The sequence below is a fragment of the Roseibium hamelinense genome (assembly GCF_007830545.1).
GTDB lineage: Bacteria > Pseudomonadota > Alphaproteobacteria > Rhizobiales > Stappiaceae > Roseibium > Roseibium hamelinense.
Genome location: NZ_VLLF01000006.1, coordinates 214,482 through 231,113 on the forward strand (window position 1 = coordinate 214,482; position 16,632 = coordinate 231,113).

General features: G+C 56.0%; 14 protein-coding genes and 1 tRNA gene. 12 read left to right on the plus strand and 3 right to left on the minus strand.

All coding sequences use genetic code 11. The features are described from left to right. The first annotated feature begins 8 nt into the window (after window positions 1-8). The 3 genes from JM93_RS13535 to JM93_RS13545 are packed head-to-tail and all read left to right on the plus strand — an operon-like array spanning window position 9 to window position 3,143. Window positions 9-680 carry a response regulator gene (locus tag JM93_RS13535; protein WP_145344257.1) on the plus strand — a complete coding sequence of 224 codons (672 nt, stop codon included), beginning with the start codon at window positions 9-11 and terminating at the stop codon, window positions 678-680. After that, a complete protein-coding gene (locus JM93_RS13540; RefSeq protein ID WP_145344259.1) occupies window positions 673-2,070 on the plus strand; it encodes a sensor histidine kinase in 1,398 nt (465 codons plus the stop codon). Before JM93_RS13535 ends, JM93_RS13540 begins: the two co-directional genes overlap by 8 nt. Then, window positions 2,070-3,143, plus strand: coding sequence for an ABC transporter substrate-binding protein (locus JM93_RS13545; RefSeq protein WP_145344261.1), 1,074 nt, complete (start codon window positions 2,070-2,072; stop codon window positions 3,141-3,143). Before JM93_RS13540 ends, JM93_RS13545 begins: the two co-directional genes overlap by 1 nt. A gap of 107 nt (window positions 3,144-3,250) precedes the next feature. Here JM93_RS13545 and JM93_RS13550 read toward each other — a convergent pair. Both JM93_RS13550 and mnmA read right to left on the minus strand, forming a co-directional pair. Further along, a tRNA-Met gene (locus JM93_RS13550) sits at window positions 3,251-3,327 on the minus strand. A gap of 201 nt (window positions 3,328-3,528) precedes the next feature. Next, complete coding sequence (mnmA, locus tag JM93_RS13555; protein WP_145344264.1) at window positions 3,529-4,695, minus strand: tRNA 2-thiouridine(34) synthase MnmA; 1,167 nt, start codon at window positions 4,693-4,695, stop codon at window positions 3,529-3,531. 333 nt (window positions 4,696-5,028) lie between these two features. Here mnmA and JM93_RS13560 point away from each other — a divergent pair, with 333 nt between their 5' ends. The 9 genes from JM93_RS13560 to flhA all read left to right on the plus strand — a co-directional run bounded on the left by JM93_RS13560 (window position 5,029) and on the right by flhA (window position 16,070). Further along, window positions 5,029-7,167 (plus strand): flagellar hook-length control protein FliK, encoded by a 2,139-nt coding sequence (locus JM93_RS13560; protein WP_145344266.1) that lies wholly within the window; start codon window positions 5,029-5,031, stop codon window positions 7,165-7,167. Window positions 7,168-7,214: 47 nt separating this feature from the next. Next, complete coding sequence (locus tag JM93_RS13565) at window positions 7,215-7,871, plus strand: flagellar hook assembly protein FlgD (protein ID WP_145344268.1); 657 nt, start codon at window positions 7,215-7,217, stop codon at window positions 7,869-7,871. A gap of 261 nt (window positions 7,872-8,132) precedes the next feature. Beyond that, entirely contained in the window at window positions 8,133-8,408 is a 276-nt protein-coding gene (gene sciP / locus JM93_RS13570) for a CtrA inhibitor SciP (protein ID WP_145344270.1), read from the plus strand. Window positions 8,409-8,711: 303 nt separating this feature from the next. Continuing rightward, entirely contained in the window at window positions 8,712-10,328 is a 1,617-nt protein-coding gene (gene fliF, locus JM93_RS13575; RefSeq protein ID WP_145344272.1) for a flagellar basal-body MS-ring/collar protein FliF, read from the plus strand. Continuing rightward, a complete protein-coding gene (gene fliG, locus JM93_RS13580; RefSeq protein ID WP_145344274.1) occupies window positions 10,328-11,383 on the plus strand; it encodes a flagellar motor switch protein FliG in 1,056 nt (351 codons plus the stop codon). The genes fliF and fliG overlap by 1 nt, the downstream gene beginning before the upstream one ends. Window positions 11,384-11,421: 38 nt before the next feature. Then, window positions 11,422-12,129, plus strand: coding sequence for a FliH/SctL family protein (locus tag JM93_RS13585; protein ID WP_208995164.1), 708 nt, complete (start codon window positions 11,422-11,424; stop codon window positions 12,127-12,129). Next, window positions 12,126-12,464, plus strand: a complete 339-nt coding sequence (gene fliN, locus JM93_RS13590; RefSeq protein WP_145344278.1) for a flagellar motor switch protein FliN — start codon at window positions 12,126-12,128, stop codon at window positions 12,462-12,464. The genes JM93_RS13585 and fliN overlap by 4 nt, the downstream gene beginning before the upstream one ends. A gap of 20 nt (window positions 12,465-12,484) precedes the next feature. Next, window positions 12,485-13,840 (plus strand): sigma-54-dependent transcriptional regulator FlbD, encoded by a 1,356-nt coding sequence (flbD, locus tag JM93_RS13595; protein WP_145344281.1) that lies wholly within the window; start codon window positions 12,485-12,487, stop codon window positions 13,838-13,840. A gap of 52 nt (window positions 13,841-13,892) precedes the next feature. Beyond that, a complete protein-coding gene (flhA, locus tag JM93_RS13600) occupies window positions 13,893-16,070 on the plus strand; it encodes a flagellar biosynthesis protein FlhA (protein WP_145344283.1) in 2,178 nt (725 codons plus the stop codon). A 22-nt stretch (window positions 16,071-16,092) separates the two neighbouring features. Here the strand turns inward: flhA and JM93_RS13605 are convergent, their stop codons facing one another. After that, the gene (locus JM93_RS13605; protein WP_145344285.1) at window positions 16,093-16,368 is read right to left on the minus strand and encodes a flagellar biosynthesis protein; all 276 of its coding nucleotides are present in this window, start codon (window positions 16,366-16,368) and stop codon (window positions 16,093-16,095) included. Window positions 16,369-16,632: the final 264 nt, after the last annotated feature.

Genomic DNA, 16,632 nt, shown 5'->3' on the forward strand with positions numbered 1-16,632 from the left:
ACTTGTAGGTGCGCTTGTTATTGGTCGAAGACACCTTTGACATGGCTGAAGCAATCATGATCCAGCTCGACCGCTCCGGGGTGGCCTGCGATCTTGCCAAAACCCTTGCAGAAGCGCGCGCTTGCGTCGACGTGCAGCGTTACGACGTGATCGTTCTGGACATCAACCTTCCTGACGGACGCGGGACAGACCTTCTAAAAGACTTGAGGTCCGTAGGCGACCGGACGCCTGTGCTAATGCTGACAGCAGAGTTCTCGGTTGATGACCGGGTGTCGTCGTTGAATTCCGGCGCAGACGACTATCTCGTCAAACCCTTCGACCATCGGGAACTAGAAGCCCGGATCCGCGCGCTTTACCGGCGGGAGCAAGGCGACAAGGCCGAAGAGGTGACAGTCGGCGCGCTCATCTTCAATGCGACAGCGCGGGTTGCGCGCAATGCCGACGGCCCGTTGAACCTCACGCGGCGGGAATTCAGCCTGCTGGAATTGCTGGTTCGCAACCGCGGCCAGACCATGAGCAAGGAAAGGCTGTTCGAGGGGCTGTTCAGCTTCGACGATACGGATGTCAGCATGAATGCACTGGAGCTTTATGTCGCGCGGCTCCGCAAAAAATTGTCAGGATGCGCCGTCCGCATCGAAACCCAGCGCGGGCTCGGTTACAAGCTGGAAGCCGATGCCTGATTTCCAGCAACGTTTCGACCTGTCATCCCTGACGTTAAGGGTCGCATTCGGCGTAACGCTTCTTCTCGTCATTGGAGGACTATTGGTTTCAATTGCCGCATTTGCCTATGGGCGGGAAGCGGCCCGAAGCGCCTATGACCGGCTGCTTCTGGGAGCTGCCAATGACATTGCCTCATCGATTGCGGTCCAGGACGGGCGAGCCGTCTTGGAGTTGCGGGTATCGGCGTTTGAGCTGCTGGCGCTGGCGCCTGATGATCGCATTGGCTACCGCATTATCGGGCCGGACGGAACCACGCTGACCGGGTATGATGAAATCGTGGTGCCGGCTGAGCGGCGCAATTCACGGGATGGCTTTTTCGATAGCAGCTTCTTTGGAGAGGAAGCCCGCTTCGCAATTGTCACGAAACGTTTTGCAGAGCGCACCTTGAACGGCACCATGCAGGTGATTGTTGGCCAGACACTAAAAGCGCGTGAAGCGATGGCCTATGAGATCACACGTCAGGCAGTCTATGTCCTGATAATATCCGGGTTTGCGATGGCGTTGCTTGCAACGGTTGTTGTTCGATCGGTGCTCCGGCCCCTGAAGACGATTGCGGGGGGATTGCGGGCTCGAGATCCGCATGATCTGACGCCCCTCAATACGGCGGTTCCAAAGGAAACGGCAGTCATGATTCAGGCCTTGAATGCCTTCATGGCGCGGCTTGACCGCCAGATGAATTCCATGAGACACCTGATTTCAGATACTGCGCATCAGCTGCGCACGCCGGTCGCCGCCTTGCGGGCACAAGCGGACCTTTTGGCGGACGAGGCGGATCCGGAGCGGCGGGAAAGGATCGCGGAGCGGATCCAGTCGCGCTCGGAAGGGCTCGGCCGCCTGTTGGATCAGCTCCTGAGCCAGGCGCTTGTGGTTCACCGGGGCGACAGTGCGCGCCGTGAGGATGTGGATCTCAGGGACATTGCGTTGGAAGTGTTTGAGGAGGGCGACCATCGTCTGCTTTTCCCTCAAAAGGATGTGTCGCTCGATGTAGGAGATGTCCCGCTTCCAGTGTTTGCAGATGCGCCGTCACTCGCCGAAGCGTTGAAAAATCTTTTGAGCAATGCCTTGAAATACGGAAAGGCGCCGATCGTGGTTGGGGCGAGCAAAAAAAGCGGCACGGTCTTCATCTATGCACAAGATGCCGGTGAAGGCCCCGATCCGGAAACGTTGAGCCTGCTCGGCGAGCGGTTCTCCAACGACACACCGACACGCCAGAGCGGCAGCGGCCTGGGGTTGGCAATCGCGCATTCCGTTGCTTGTGCCTTTGGCGGAACTCTGGAGCTTGCCAGACAGGATGGCGGTGGTTTTCGGGCCGCGCTTGTTTTTAAGCCCGATGATCCCGGTGCAGTCTGATGAGATGGCTGTTTCTTCGGTTTTGGTTGTTATTCAGTGCCGTTCCGATTGCTGGCCTTTCAAGTGCAACTCACGGCCAGGAGCTTGTCAAATCCTACGGCCCTGACGGCGCCTCCGAAACGCTGCTTCTCAGGTCGACGACAGACATTGAGGTGTTCGGCCCGGTTGTTGACGCGTTCCTTGCAACGCGTCCCGGCCTCAAAATTGTATACGAACAATGGGGTTCAAACGATCTTTATGAGCTTAGCCGCAAAGAATGTCGGGACGGAGCTTCAGTTGCCGATCTCGTGATCAGCTCCGGCGTACATCAGATGGTCAAACTCGTGAACGAGGCTTGCGCTGCAGCCTACAGCTCCCGGCAGACCGCGGGTCTACCGGAGGCGCTGCGTTGGCGCGACGAGCTTTGGGGCATCACCCGTGAACCGGCGGTGATCATTTACAATCGCGATCTTGTTCCGGAAGAGGATGTCCCCCGAACACGGTTCGATCTCTTGGATCTGCTCCGGCCCGCTGGGTCGCCCTATGCGGGGCATGTCGCCACCTATGATATCGAACGGTCGGGCCTCGGCTATCTTTTTGCCTTTTCCGATGCGCGTGAAGCCAGCACATTCGGGGCTTTGCAGGAGTCCTTTGGTCGAACCCAAGCTGTCTCGACATGCTGCTCGGCTGATATTATCCGGAACGTGGCCGAGGGTCGCTATCTACTCGCCTACAATGTATTGGGATCGTATGCGCAGGGCTATCAGGCGAAGGATGGCCGGATCGGGATTGTCTTGCCATCCGATTATACGATTGTTCTGTCGCGCGCCCTGATGATCCCGAAAACGAGTTCGCAATTCGAACGCGCAGCGGAGTTTCTTGATTTCCTGCTGTCAGATACCGGCATGTTTGCGCTTCGCAAGGCCCTTTTGATTAGCCCGATGCTGGATGCCGAAGACGGCAGTGAGGCAGAAACACTGAGTTCGACCGCACTCCGCCCAATCGGCCTGTCGCCGGCGCTCCTGGTGGCTCTCGACAAACTCACCCGGGAAACGTTTCTGCGCCGGTGGCGGAGCACGTTTCCAGCGCCGTAAGAATACTCCTGACTTGCCAGAAAGCTCGGCTTGCATGTTCCAGACACGCCGTGTGCCGCGAAACCAAGCAAGCTCCGCACTGTGGCTACCCAGGATTTTTGGAAATTTGGTAGCGGGAGAGGGACTCGAACCCCCGACACGCGGATTATGATTCCGCTGCTCTAACCACCTGAGCTACCCCGCCAAAGCGCCTTGCGCGAATGTGGGGTGCTTATAGTCAGGCGAAGCTGGGCCGTCAAGCGGCCAATTCAGCTTTGTTTGTGAAAAACAAGACCGCATTCCCGAGCATGGAAATTGAGCTCCAGAATAGCGTTTTTTGAGCCTTCAGCCAAGGTTTTCGAATGTGACTTGTCGATCTGTTCATACCCGCAAGACCATAGCTTCTTCAGGCGGGCAGAGCTGCCGCAGTATCGACGCTCCAAGTGCCTTGCCGGTCTGTCCGGTCGATCCAGCCACCGCCGAGTACGCGGGCTTCGGCCTCGTCGCTGTCGAAGAAGACGCAAGCCTGACCCGGTGCAACGCCGGTTTCACCGGCCAGCAGCTCGACAGAAATCGCATCGCCTGTGCGGGTAAGCCGTGCCGGTGCTGGGGCGCGGGTCGAGCGAACCTTTGCATGGACGTCGATCACGGCTCCGTCATCGAGCGGCAGGTCTCCGATCCAGTTGACCTCGCGCAGCTTGATCAGCTTGGTTGCAAGCGCTTCGCGCGAACCGACGACAACCCGACGCTCGTCCGCATCTAGTCGCACAACATAAAGTGGTTCACCGGCAGCCACCCCCAAACCGCGGCGCTGGCCCACTGTATAGTGAATAATGCCCTCGTGCTGGCCAAGAATACGCCCGTCCATGTGAACGATGTCACCTGGTTCTGCGGCATTGGGCCGTAATTTGCGAATGACCTCTGCATAGTCGCCGTTCGGGACAAAGCAGATATCCTGGCTGTCCGGTTTGTTGGCGACGGACAAACCATATTTTTCGGCCAGTGCACGCACTTCGGGTTTGGGCATGCCGCCTAGCGGGAACCTCACAAAATCGAGCTGTTCCTGAGTTGTTGCGAACAGGAAGTAGCTCTGATCCCGATCCAGGTCTGCAGGCCGGTAGAGAGCCCGTTTGTTGCCGTTCTGATGGGAGCGGACATAGTGCCCGGTGGCCAGTGCGTCGGCGCCCAAGTCCTTTGCAGTCTTCAACAGGTCGGTGAACTTGACGGTCTGATTGCAGGACACACAAGGTATAGGCGTCTCTCCGGCAATATAACTGTCGGCAAACCGATCCATCACCGCTTCCTTGAAGCGGCTTTCATAGTCGAGCACATAGTGCCGAATGCCGATGGTCTCCGCTGCCCGCCGGGCGTCATGAATATCGACGCCGGCGCAGCAGGACTTTGCTTTGCTCACCGCAGCGCCGTGATCATAAAGCTGGAGCGTCACGCCCACCACATCATATCCTTGGTCTGCCAACAGAGCAGCCACCACCGAGCTGTCAACGCCGCCCGACATTGCAACAACAACGCGTGTGTCTTCAGGCCGGCCGGGGAGGTCCAGTGAATTCAACATCTTCAAAGTCACCTAGATCGCACGTCGTCGCAGGTACTCTTTCGCCAATCGGCCAGTGCCCGCAAGCGGTATGTCTATTTTCGGGCGGTGAACCGCCGCAGGTCTAAAAGCTGAGCGCAATATACATATAAGACCCCATCTTGCCAATTCCAGCCGATTTCCACGCGGCACCGCTTGCCGGTCAGGGGAAATTATTGCCGGTCTCCTCCACGGGTGTCGTGCAGATAGCTGCTTATGGCTCTGAAATTTCAAGCATAATTGTTGGACTGCAAATGGCCCGTGTCTTGCTTTCACTTGGGTGGTTCAACCTGCCTAGATTGATTGGGGGCGATTGTGCAGCCATTCGGATTGCTCTTAAATGTTTCTCCAGCCGCGCTTGCAAGCGGTGCACTTGGCGTTGAGGCCACCGGGTTTGGTGCCGGCGGTGTCAGCGTTGTCGGGGCGCCTCCTGCCGCTGGGGCGGGCTTTTCGGGTGTTTTGTTGGCCGAGCAAAAGGCTGCGGCGACCAGCCTGATGGATCGGTTGGAGGTTCGGGAGAGCGGGGAAGTTGCCGAGAGCCTGCCTGAAGCGGCTGCAACGGAAGCGGTTTTTTCAACGTCAGCCGGCCAGCCGTTTTCCATTGGATTACCGTTTCAACAGTCAGCGGCCGCGGCGATGCCCGGGGTGCTAGCGCTTTTTCCAGATGAAGGGCTGACAGACGCTGGTGGTGTCCAGGGAGGTTTTGAGGCGCTGGGCGACACAGTCGGCGCTGGCCAGGGTGATCCGCTTGGAGCGTCGTTGTCTAGAGGCGTGTTTGATGGTGCCTTGGGCCGAGCATCTGCAGGGGCGGGCGCGGCGCAGCCTGCGGGTGTCGGCAATGTCCCGATCTTGACGGGCAGTCCGATTGCGGCGGCTTTTGCTGACGGCCCGCATGCATTGGGTTCGGCTACGGCAAACCCTGTTCCAGCGTCTCTTACCGAGACGATTTCGACCGTGCAATCTGCCTCATCTGCCAAGGAATCCGGTGCCGCTGTCCCGGCAAAATCCGAAATTGTGCCGGAAGGGGCTCGTATGACAGCTGTGCCGGGAGCAGAAAAAGCGCAAGACGCGATTGTGTTGACTTCGCAAAAGCGATGGCAAGCTGGTTTGCCGGCAGAGCTTAAAGCATCAGGCGTTAATGCAAATGGGTCTGTCGAGGCTGCCTGGAGCCGTGAAGATCAAAAAGCCTTGTTGCCGGGAGCCGACCAGAAACCGGATCTTCCAACGCAGACCGCAAAGTCTGCCGTCTTACCGGAAAAATTGACAAGCACAACAAATCCGGAATTGCCTACTGTTGCGAAAGAGCGTGCCGGTGCGGGAATTTCGCCGCAGCAGGCCGGCGGGGCAACCATGCCGTTACGATCTTTGTCCCAACAAGCCCCGGAAATGCCACTCGCAAGTTTGGCGACAACATCCAGCGCAATTTCGACCAACGGTTCCGAAGCCAATTCGATGCTACAGGCAAGTAGTGCCGAGAGTGGCGCCGGATATCAGAATCCGGCCGCGGCTGGCGCTGATGCACTTCAAAAACAAGCTGTTGCTGCGTCGGCTGCTGGTCTCGGGCTACGAGAGAATGTCGCAAACCGTCCAACTCAGGCAAATGGATTATCCGCCGCCAAAACCGGGAATTCGGTATCAGCCGCACAATCCGGCTCCACGCCAACTGCTGAGGCCCAAGCTGCCGATGATTTGTTTTTTGAAGAAAGCGCCGAAGCAGCTGAGTTGATTGCCAACAAGCCGCAGTCCGGCGTTTCGGGGGCTGCAAAACCGGCGGGCGGCGGAGCTTTACCCGCGGGTTCTGGAAACGATAGTCTGCAAGGGGCGCTTCAAGGCACTCCTGCAAGCGTGGGTAAAACACCTGAGAACCTCGACGCCGCCCGCCTGACTAGCGCGGTACCAACGAATGACGGCGTTGAGGTGCCGTTGAGTTTTGACGAGCTGAACTTTGTTCGGGTCGCGGATGCCGGCGCTGTGATCAGAAATGAGGCGCAGTCTCTACCCAATCAGGCCACGTCGGGCAATGTGACGGTTCAGGTTGCCGCTGAGATTGCGCGGAATCTTCAAAATGGACAGACGCGCTTCCAAATGCGTTTTGATCCGCCGGAATTAGGGCGAGTTGATGTTAACTTGAAAGTCTCAGCCGACGGGAGTGTTCAGGCGCATCTGATTGTTGAGCGTCCGGAGACGCTTGACATGTTCTTGCGTGACCAGCGCGGGCTGGAGCGTGCGCTTGAGGCTGCGGGCCTCAGCTCAGATGCTGAAACTCTCAAGTTTTCACTTCGAGATAACGGCGGCCAGAACCCGCAATTCGGTCAAGGTGGGGATGGCCAGTCTACCGGCCACCAGCGCTCTGCAGAACATGGAAACAACGACGCAGAACCGGAAATCACCTCGTCCGAGACACTTTCCATGAACGTTTCTGAAGGCCGGTCAGGCCTCGATATCAAAATCTAGTGCGTGCCCAGGATGGAAACACCACGCAAACCTGAGGAATGGGTATCATGACAACTGTCAGCGCAACAGGAAGCACCACTGGAGCTCAAACATCCGCTGCTTCAAGCGGCCTTTCGAGCAACTACGAGCTTTTTCTAACGCTCTTGACGACGCAGGTTCAAAACCAGGATCCGCTGGACCCGATGGACTCGGCCGAGTACACAAACCAGCTTGTTCAGTATTCGGCCGTTGAACAATCCCTACAAACCAACAGTCTGCTTGAGCAAATGCTTGCTTCTCAAAATTCAGCACAAGCGGCGAGTTATGTGAGCTACATCGGTCAGGACATCACTGCTGACGGAACCACCAAACCATTTGAGAATGGTGCGGCCAGCTGGTCCTACGAGATTGCTCAACAGGGCACGGGTACGGTCGAAATCAAAAATTCTCGAGGATCGACCGTCTATCGAACCGAGGTCACCCTCCCACAGGGAACCGGGACGTTCACATGGGATGGCCGAACCATCGACGGCACAACGGCGCCGAATGGTGATTATTCAATCGTTTTCGATGTGAAAGATGATTTCGGCGCCCCTGAAAAGGTGACCACCGACGTATCGGGACGGGTTGACGGCGTGGATCTGTCATCTGGCAGCGCGGTTTTGGATGTTGGCGGGCTCAAGATTCCGGTTTCATCCGTAAAATCGGTTTTTGCGCCTGCATAATATGTTGTCTGGAAAGTTTGATGACTGACGCGGACTGGCAAGCCCGGTCAGAAAACAATGCAATCTGCAACTCAAGTTGCTTAAGGTTAACAATATCTACGTTTTTCATTAAAATTTGAATTGAAATACTGTTTGATCTCTTAATTTTTCAGGGTTTTTTGAGGTTTTATAGTTAACAAGTTCTATAAGACCGTTTAGTTGTTTGTTAAACAGAGATCTGTATTCTCTCCCTACCTTGGTCATGGTTAGTGTGAGAGTACAATGACCGAACAAATTCGTTCGCGAGTAAAATACGTCATCGGGCCCGATGGGAGTCCCCTAACAATTGCGGATCTTCCGCCGACCTCTACCAAAAGGTGGGTGATCCGGCGAAAGGCGGAAGTTGTTGCCGCCGTTCGTGGTGGTCTGCTTTCTCTTGAGGAAGCGTGTCAGCGGTATACGCTGACTGTCGAGGAGTTTCTTTCTTGGCAGAGCTCTATCGAAAAACATGGACTTGCCGGTTTAAGAGCGACCCGGATTCAGCAATACCGAAGCTAATATTGGTTTTATGCATAAGTTTATGAACGGGGTTGATTCCCGACGATTGAGGCCGGTTTATCCGGCCTTTTTTGTTCGCTGATCCGATTTAAATTAAAGAGTTAACGTGATCGGCAATTTTTCCCCACCTGTGTTTGCAATTTGCATGTAGTGTTTTATTGAAAAACCGCCAATCATCTGGTTCTTCCCGTTAGGCATTAACCACTTGTTAACCTTCTGGGCGGCAAAAATTGCCTATTGGTTAATGCTATGGGGTTCTCAGACCAAGTCTCTGGGAATCTTTACCAAAACGGGCGGGCATTCGTGAACGGGCTAATCGAATTTATAAAAACTCTTGGACCGGCGCGTGTTGCGGCTATGGGGGCCGTGGCCGCATCTCTGGTCGGGGTTTTTGCGTTCATCATTTTTCGCGTTACGGCGCCGCAAATGACGACGCTGTACAATGATCTGGCGCTGGAGGATTCCAGCGCAATCGTTTCGCAGCTTGAATCTGCGAATGTTCCTTTCGAACTTGCGCGCGAAGGCAGCACCATTTTGGTGCCGAAGGACCAGGTTGCCCGCCTGCGTATGCGTTTGGCAGAAGAAGGCCTGCCGACCGGGGGGTCGATTGGCTATGAGATCTTTGACCGCACGGACACGCTCGGTGCGACCAGCTTCGTCCAAAATATCAATCATTTGCGGGCAATGGAAGGCGAATTGGCGCGCACGATTGGGTCCATTGACCGGATCAATGCGGCGCGCGTCCACCTCGTTATCCCTGAACGGCAGCTCTTTCAAAGAGATCGCCGACCGCCGTCGGCATCGATTGTTTTGAATGTCCGCGGTTCGCTCGGAGATCCGGAGGTGCGCGCGATCCAGCATCTGGTGGCCACTGCTGTGGAAGGACTGGATCCAGAGAGGGTTTCGGTGGTCGATGAGTCCGGTCGACTTCTCGCTTCCGGCGCCGCCGGCGATGAAAACGGCATCATGGCAACCGGCTTGCAGGACCGTGTGGTTGCGATCGAGAGCCGGCTGCGGAACCAGATTGAGGAAATCCTGAGCTCTGTCGTCGGCCCAGGGCGCGCGCGGGTTCGCGTCGCTGCCGAAGTTGACTTCAACCGGACCACAGAGACCATCGAGACCTTTGACCCAGAGGGTCAGGTCGTGCGGTCGACCCAAACCAAGGAGGAGGCATCTTCCAGCATCGATTCCCCGGATGAAGTTACTGTTGGCAACCAGTTGCCAAACGCCGGACAAAATGACGGGGAAGGAAGCGACAGGGACCAGAGCAGCCTCACCGAGGAAGTGGTCAATTATGAAATTTCCAAATCGGTCCGGACCGAAGTTGTCGAGGCTGGCCAGATCAAACGCTTGTCTGTGGCCGTTCTTGTGGATGGGACCTATGTTCCGAACGCAGATGGCGATGTCGTTTATGCGCCGCGCTCCCAAGAGGCACTCGACCGGATCGCGGTTCTGGTCCGCTCCGCGATCGGCTTTGACCCGGAACGTGGCGACTCGGTTGAAGTGGTCAATCTTCAGTTTGCATTGCCTCCGCAAACCGATCTCCTGGCCGATGCGGGCGGTTTGTTCGACTTCACCCGCGATGACATCCTCCGTTTCGCGGAATTGGGCGTCCTGTTGCTGATTTCCCTTCTCTTGCTGCTCTTTGTGGTCCGGCCGCTGCTTCGCCGGATTGTCACCCCCGAAGAGCGGGAACCTCAAGAGCTGGTCATCGGACCTGACGGCACCTTGATCTCCGACTCCGAGCTGCCGAAGGAAGATAAGGAGGAAGAAGACGAGTTCGTCATTGAGTGGCTTGAAGAGGCGAAACAAGAAGGCGCTATGCAGGCGAGTTCGATTGCGAAGGTTGGTGAGATGATCGCTGATCATCCGACAGAAGCGGTTACAATCGTGCGCGGTTGGCTGGATGAGGCAGCATAATGGCGAAGCCCGGAGATAGTCTGCAGCAACAGCTCACCGTAAGCGCCGACGAAAAAGAGCGTGAGCTCAAAGGTGCTGAACGCGCTGCTGTGCTTCTTTTGGCGCTTGGTGAAGACCATGGCGCGCCGATCTGGCAGAAGCTCGATGAAATCGAGGTTCGGCAGGTTTCAGCGGCTATGGCCAACCTTGGTCCGGTCACCCCGACCATGCTGGAAAACCTGTTCATCGATTTTGTGCGCAAGCTGAGCTCGAAGGGCGCGCTGACCGGTAATGTGGATGCAACCGAACGCCTTTTGGCCAGTTTTCTTCCTGGTGACCGCGTCAACATCATCATGGAGGAAATCCGCGGACCTGCCGGCCGCAACATGTGGGAAAAGCTTTCCAACGTTCAGGAGAACGTTCTGGCGAACTACCTCAAAAACGAGTATCCGCAGACCGTTGCTGTTGTTTTGTCAAAAATCAACTCTGACCATGCAGCCCGTGTACTTGGAATATTGCCAGAAGAACTGGCTCTTGAAGTGGTGAGCCGGATGCTGCGTATGGACGCAGTTCAAAAGGAAGTCCTCGAAAAAGTCGAGCAGACCTTGCGGGTTGAGTTCATGTCAAATCTCACCAACACATCGCGCCGGGACAGCCACGAGATGATGGCTGACATCTTCAACAACTTCGACCGCCAGACCGAAGCGAGGTTTTTGGCAGCGCTTGAAGAGGAAAATCGAGAATCGGCCGATCGAATTAAGACCCTGATGTTCACCTTTGATGATCTGCTCAAACTGGATGCGGCGAGCTGTCAGACGCTGTTGCGCCATGTGGAGAAAGATCAGCTGGCGATTGCGCTCAAGGGATCGACCGACAGCGCTCGCGATTTCTTCTTTGGCAACATGTCGTCGCGCGCGGCGAAATTGCTCAAGGACGATATGGACGCGCTCGGACCGGTCAGATTGAGAGATGTTGATGAGGCACAAACGAGCATGGTCAACAAGGCGAAAGATCTCGCCGCAAAAGGGGACATCATGATCTCGAAATCCAAGAGCGACGATGAGATCATCTACTGATGTATAGTGGTGGTGTTCGGAAACTTTCAGCGGGAAGTATGACCAACAAATCGAAATTTCTATTCGATATCGACTTCTCCGAACCGGAGGAGCCGGAGGTCGTTGCGCCGCCTGAACCTGAAATTCCGATGATGCCTGTGCAGGAGCACCAGAAGGCGCTCAAAGCAGCAAAAGCACAAGCTTTTGAAGAAGGCCGTGCCAAGGCCCTGAAAGACCTTCAGTCTGGGCAGGAAAAGCTTTTGACAGACGAGGTTCACCGCCTCGTGGATGCCGTTTCGAGGGTGCTCGACGACCTGGGTGAGCAACAAGCGGCCCAGGAAAAAGATGCGATTGGTCTTTGTTTTCTCATAGCGCGCCGGCTGTGTGCGCATTTGATCGCACGTCAGCCTCTGGCCGAGACAGTTGCCCTTGTCTCAGAGTGCCTGGGTCCGTTGCGGCGTGCGCCACATCTGGTGATCCGGGTGCCTGAAAAGGATGTTGAGGCTCTGCGGTCCAAGGTCGATCCGATTGTTCATGAAAAGGGCTTCGAGGGGCGGCTTGTCATATTGGGTGAACCGGAGCTGGCGCGCGGGGATTGTCACATCGAATGGGCAGACGGGGGAATACGGCGGGACCGAAAAGCGATCGAGCGGGACATCGATGCGAGTGTGAAGTCCTATTTTCAAGCGCAGGCGGCAGCGGCAAAGGCCCGGCGTCCGCAACACACCGGCGAGAGTACGGCCGGACAGCAGGGTGAAGAAAAATGAGTGATGAACAAGATACGGGCATCCCTCTTGATGAACTGGATGCACCAGAAGGCTTCACAGAAGGATCCGACGAACCGCATGGAGCTCAGTCGGCCGCAGACCTAGAAGCTGTCTTTGATGTTCCGGTTCGCATCTCGGCAGTCTTGGGGCATTCAAAGATGCACGTCTCGGATCTTTTGAAGCTTGCCTCGGGCACAGTGCTTGAACTTGACCGCAAAGTCGGGGAGGCGATCGACATTTATGTAAATGATCGGCTGGTCGCGCGCGGGGAGGTGGTGCTTGTTGAGGACAAGCTGGGTGTCACCATGACGGAAATCATCAAGACAGACCGCTAGAGGGCGGCCAGGAGACTAAGATGCGGCTGCTAATTGTTGGCACGCTTGGTGGACAGCTCACAACAGCTTCCAAGATCGCAATGCAGCGCGGTGCTCAAGTCACGCAGGCTGACGACGTTGAAAGCGCGTTGAAGGTTCTGCGTTCAGGGCGCGGCGCTGATCTTTTGATGGTTGATGTTAACCTCGATATCGCCAGCCTGATTCAAAAGCTCCAAAATGAGCGGGTGCACGTTCCAGTCGTCGCTTGCGGCGTTGAAACCGATGCGCAGGCGGCCGTATCCGCGATCCGGGCGGGCGCCAAGGAGTACATCCCGCTGCCACCGGATCCAGAGCTGATCGCGGCTGTTCTTTCTGCTGTGGCTCAGGAACGTGGCGAGTTCATTTATCGCGACGAAGCAATGGCCTCGGTCGTAAAACTTGCAGAGCAAGTGGCGCCGTCCGACGCGTCTGTTCTGATTACCGGTGAATCTGGAACCGGTAAGGAAGTGATCGCACGGCACGTTCACCGTTGCTCCAACCGGTCGGACAAGCCGTTTATCTCGATCAATTGTGCTGCGATCCCCGAACACCTTCTTGAGTCCGAGTTGTTCGGCCATGAGAAGGGAGCGTTCACCGGCGCTGTCGCAAGGCGGATTGGCAAATTCGAAGAAGCGGATGGCGGCACCCTGCTTTTGGACGAAATTTCAGAAATGGATGTCCGCTTGCAGGCAAAATTGCTGCGCGCGATTCAAGAGCGGGTCATTGACCGGGTTGGAGGCACCCGGCCGGTGCCAATCAATATCCGCATCTTGGCCACCTCAAATCGGGACCTTGCGGAAAGTGTGCGAGAGGGAAGCTTCCGCGAAGATCTTTTATTCCGGCTCAATGTAGTCAATTTGAAAATACCGCCGTTGCGCCAGCGTCCTGCGGATATACTAGAACTTTCCAACTTCTTTATTGAGCACTACGCCAAGGCGAACGGTGTTGCTGTCCGTCAATTGTCAGCCGAAGCACGGCAGGCATTGGCCTCCAATCCCTGGCCGGGAAATGTCCGCGAGCTGGAAAATACCATGCACCGGGCCGTTCTACTCGCTCAAGGCGAAGAAATAGGCGCCGATGCGATCCGAATGCCGGATGGGACGCCCCTTGCCGCAAACCGGGGCCCAGTTGAACGCGCGGCAGAGGCCGCCGAAGCAGCAGCTCGATCTTTCGTCGGACGTACCGTTGCGGATGTCGAACGGGATCTGATCCTCGATACGCTTGACCATTGTCTTGGAAACCGGACCCATGCAGCAAAAATTTTGGGTATTTCGATCCGCACACTTCGGAACAAGCTGAATCAGTATACGGATGAAGGGGTGCGGGTACCGTCGCCCGGAGATGTCCGGTCAGCCTAGCCCGATCTCAAGAAACCCCAGCATCACCATGCCATATCTCATGAGGACTTAAATGGCAGACACCACGGCTCAGGACAGCGGACAGACCAGCGGCAGCGCCGGCAATGTTCCTGCGCCTGTTGCACAGGCTGAAAAACCGGCCTTTGCCTTCCCCGGACTCAATGAAATCTGGGATATGTTGCGCAAAGGAGATACCGGGCTCGCAGTCGGTGTTCTGGTCATTCTGACGCTTTTGATCCTGCCCATGCCGCCGGTCATGCTGGACATGTTTCTTGCGGTCTCGATTATCTTTTCAGTTCTGGTTTTAATGACCGGACTGTTCATTCAAAAGCCGCTTGAGTTTTCGTCCTTTCCGACGGTCTTGCTGATTGCGACAATGTTGCGGCTTGGCCTGAACATCGCCTCCACCCGGCTGATCCTGTCAAACGGCCATGAGGGAACTGCTGCTGCAGGCAATGTGATCCAGTCGTTCGGCAACCTGGTGATGGGCGGGAACTTCGTTATCGGGATCATCGTATTTGCGATCCTTGTAATTGTGAATTTTGTCGTAATTACAAAAGGCTCGGGGCGTATCGCCGAAGTGGCAGCAAGGTTCACGCTGGATGCCATGCCCGGCAAGCAGATGGCGATCGACGCGGACCTATCTGCGGGACTGATTGATGAGGCTGAAGCACGGACCCGTCGGAAAAACCTTGAGGATGAAAGCTCCTTTTTCGGGGCCATGGATGGTGCCTCGAAGTTTGTTCGCGGGGATGCCATCGCCGGACTGCTGATCACCTTTATCAATATTCTGGGTGGTATCTTTATCGGCGTCGCGCAGATGGAGCTTTCCTTCAGCGAAGCGGCAAACAACTACACGCTCTTGACAATTGGCGACGGCCTTGTCTCCCAGATACCTGCCCTAATCGTTTCAACAGCTGCGGGCCTGCTTGTGTCAAAAGCCGGTGTAACCGGTGCGGCTGACAAGGCACTGGCGGAGCAGTTTACCGGCTATCCCAAAGCGCTGGGCATGTCGGCCGCGGTTATGATTGTGCTTGCGCTGCTGCCGGGCATGCCCATGATTCCGTTTCTCGGACTTGCCGGTGTTGCCGGGTACTTAGCATATCAGGTGAGCGCAAAGAAAAAGCAGGTTGCCGCTCAGGCTGCGCAGAAAAAAGCAATCGAAGCGGTGCCCAAGCCTGCTCCCGAGCCGCCGATTACCGATGCCCTGAAGATGGACGAGCTTCGCATCGAGATGGGATATGCGCTGCTGGCCCTCATTAACGGCAAGGACACCACTGGCGGGGATCAGTTGACGGAACAAATCAAAGCGCTCCGTCGCCAGATCGCCTCGGACATGGGGGTTATCATGCCTCCGGTTCGTATTCTCGACAATATTCAGCTTGGTGCAAATGACTACGTGATCAAGGTCAAGGAAGTTGAGGCGGGACGCGGCGTTCTCTACCCGAACCACTACATGGTCATGGATCCGGCTGGTGGACAGGTTAAGTTGCCCGGGACGCACACAACCGAACCTACGTTTGGATTGCCTGCGACATGGGTCGATGCGCAGTACCGCGAGGACGCGTCGTTGCGCGGATACACGGTGGTTGATCCAGCGACCGTGCTATCGACCCATTTGACCGAAACCATTAAGGCAAACATCAGCGAATTGCTGACCTATGGTGATGTTCAGAAACTGCTGAAAGAACTCCAAGGCGAGCAGGCGAAGCTGGTTGATGATCTTATTCCGTCGCAGATCACAGTCTCCGGTATCCAGCGGATCCTGCAAACGCTTCTTTCCGAGCGTATTTCTATCCGCGATCTTGGAACCATTCTGGAGGGCGTTTCCGAGGCAACCGGGATGACACGCAATACCAACAGCATCGCAGAGCATGTGCGCATGAGGCTTGGCCGCCAGATTTGTGCGGCGAACCTCTCGCCCGGTGGTTACTTGCCGCTGATTGCCATGTCTCCGCAGTGGGAGCAGGCGTTCCTGGAAGCGATTGTTGGAGATGGCGACGACAAGCAGTTGGCAATGCAACCAAGCAAACTTCAGGAATTTGTCGGTCTCGTGCGGGACGCCTTTGAGCAGGCCGCACAACAAGGTGAGGTCCCTGTCTTGCTGACATCCCCGCAAACCAGGCCGTTCATTCGTTCAATAGTCGAGCGTTTTCGGGCACAAACAACCGTTATGAGCCAGAACGAGGTTCATCCACGTGCAAAACTCAAGACGATCGGGACGATTTAGACGCGAGAGGTACTAGGGGAAGTTACGCCAGAATATTGACCCGGTTCATGACCGCTGTCGTGCTGGCATATTGCTGCGTTCCGCCCGCGTTTTGCAGAAGATACATGGTTTTTGCCTGGCCAGCTTGAGCGCTGGACATGATGAACGAAAAAGCTGTTGTCCGGAGCTGCTCGCTTTTCTGAGCAGCTTTTGCGCGGCGCTTGTTCCAACTGTCATTGTAGTCGGACCATGTGTTTTTCTTTCGCGATTTGAAAGTGTTGTGATAATCGCGCTGAACGTAGTTCCCGACCTTGGGCATCGTGCATCTCTCCTGGATACACGATGAAGGTCGCAGAACATGGTTAATCGACCGTTAACCCTATTGCCGGGTGCTCTACACCAGGGTGTTTATCCGGTTTCCGATTACCGATGAGTTGTTGTAAGCAGCGTACGGATTTGCCATCCGTGAACGGACGGTGTAGATCGCCTGCAATTCACTGAATTCGATGTTGCTTCGAAGTACCGAATTCACCAGACGGTTTCCGATGCCCTGACTTTTCTTAACCCCTGAGCCCGATGTTGG

Bases quoted from the DNA above. Each gene is read 5' to 3' on its own strand.
- JM93_RS13540 (WP_145344259.1), top strand. From the start codon at position 673: ATGCCTGATTTCCAGCAACGTTTCGACCTGTCATCCCTGACGTTAAGG.
- JM93_RS13545 (WP_145344261.1), top strand. From the start codon at position 2,070: ATGAGATGGCTGTTTCTTCGGTTTTGGTTGTTATTCAGTGCCGTTCCG.
- mnmA (WP_145344264.1), bottom strand. From the start codon at position 4,695: ATGTTGAATTCACTGGACCTCCCCGGCCGGCCTGAAGACACACGCGTT.
- JM93_RS13565 (WP_145344268.1), top strand. From the start codon at position 7,215: ATGACAACTGTCAGCGCAACAGGAAGCACCACTGGAGCTCAAACATCC.
- sciP (WP_145344270.1), top strand. From the start codon at position 8,133: ATGACCGAACAAATTCGTTCGCGAGTAAAATACGTCATCGGGCCCGAT.
- fliG (WP_145344274.1), top strand. From the start codon at position 10,328: ATGGCGAAGCCCGGAGATAGTCTGCAGCAACAGCTCACCGTAAGCGCC.
- JM93_RS13585 (WP_208995164.1), top strand. From the start codon at position 11,422: ATGACCAACAAATCGAAATTTCTATTCGATATCGACTTCTCCGAACCG.
- fliN (WP_145344278.1), top strand. From the start codon at position 12,126: ATGAGTGATGAACAAGATACGGGCATCCCTCTTGATGAACTGGATGCA.
- flbD (WP_145344281.1), top strand. From the start codon at position 12,485: ATGCGGCTGCTAATTGTTGGCACGCTTGGTGGACAGCTCACAACAGCT.
- flhA (WP_145344283.1), top strand. From the start codon at position 13,893: ATGGCAGACACCACGGCTCAGGACAGCGGACAGACCAGCGGCAGCGCC.
- JM93_RS13605 (WP_145344285.1), bottom strand. From the start codon at position 16,368: ATGCCCAAGGTCGGGAACTACGTTCAGCGCGATTATCACAACACTTTC.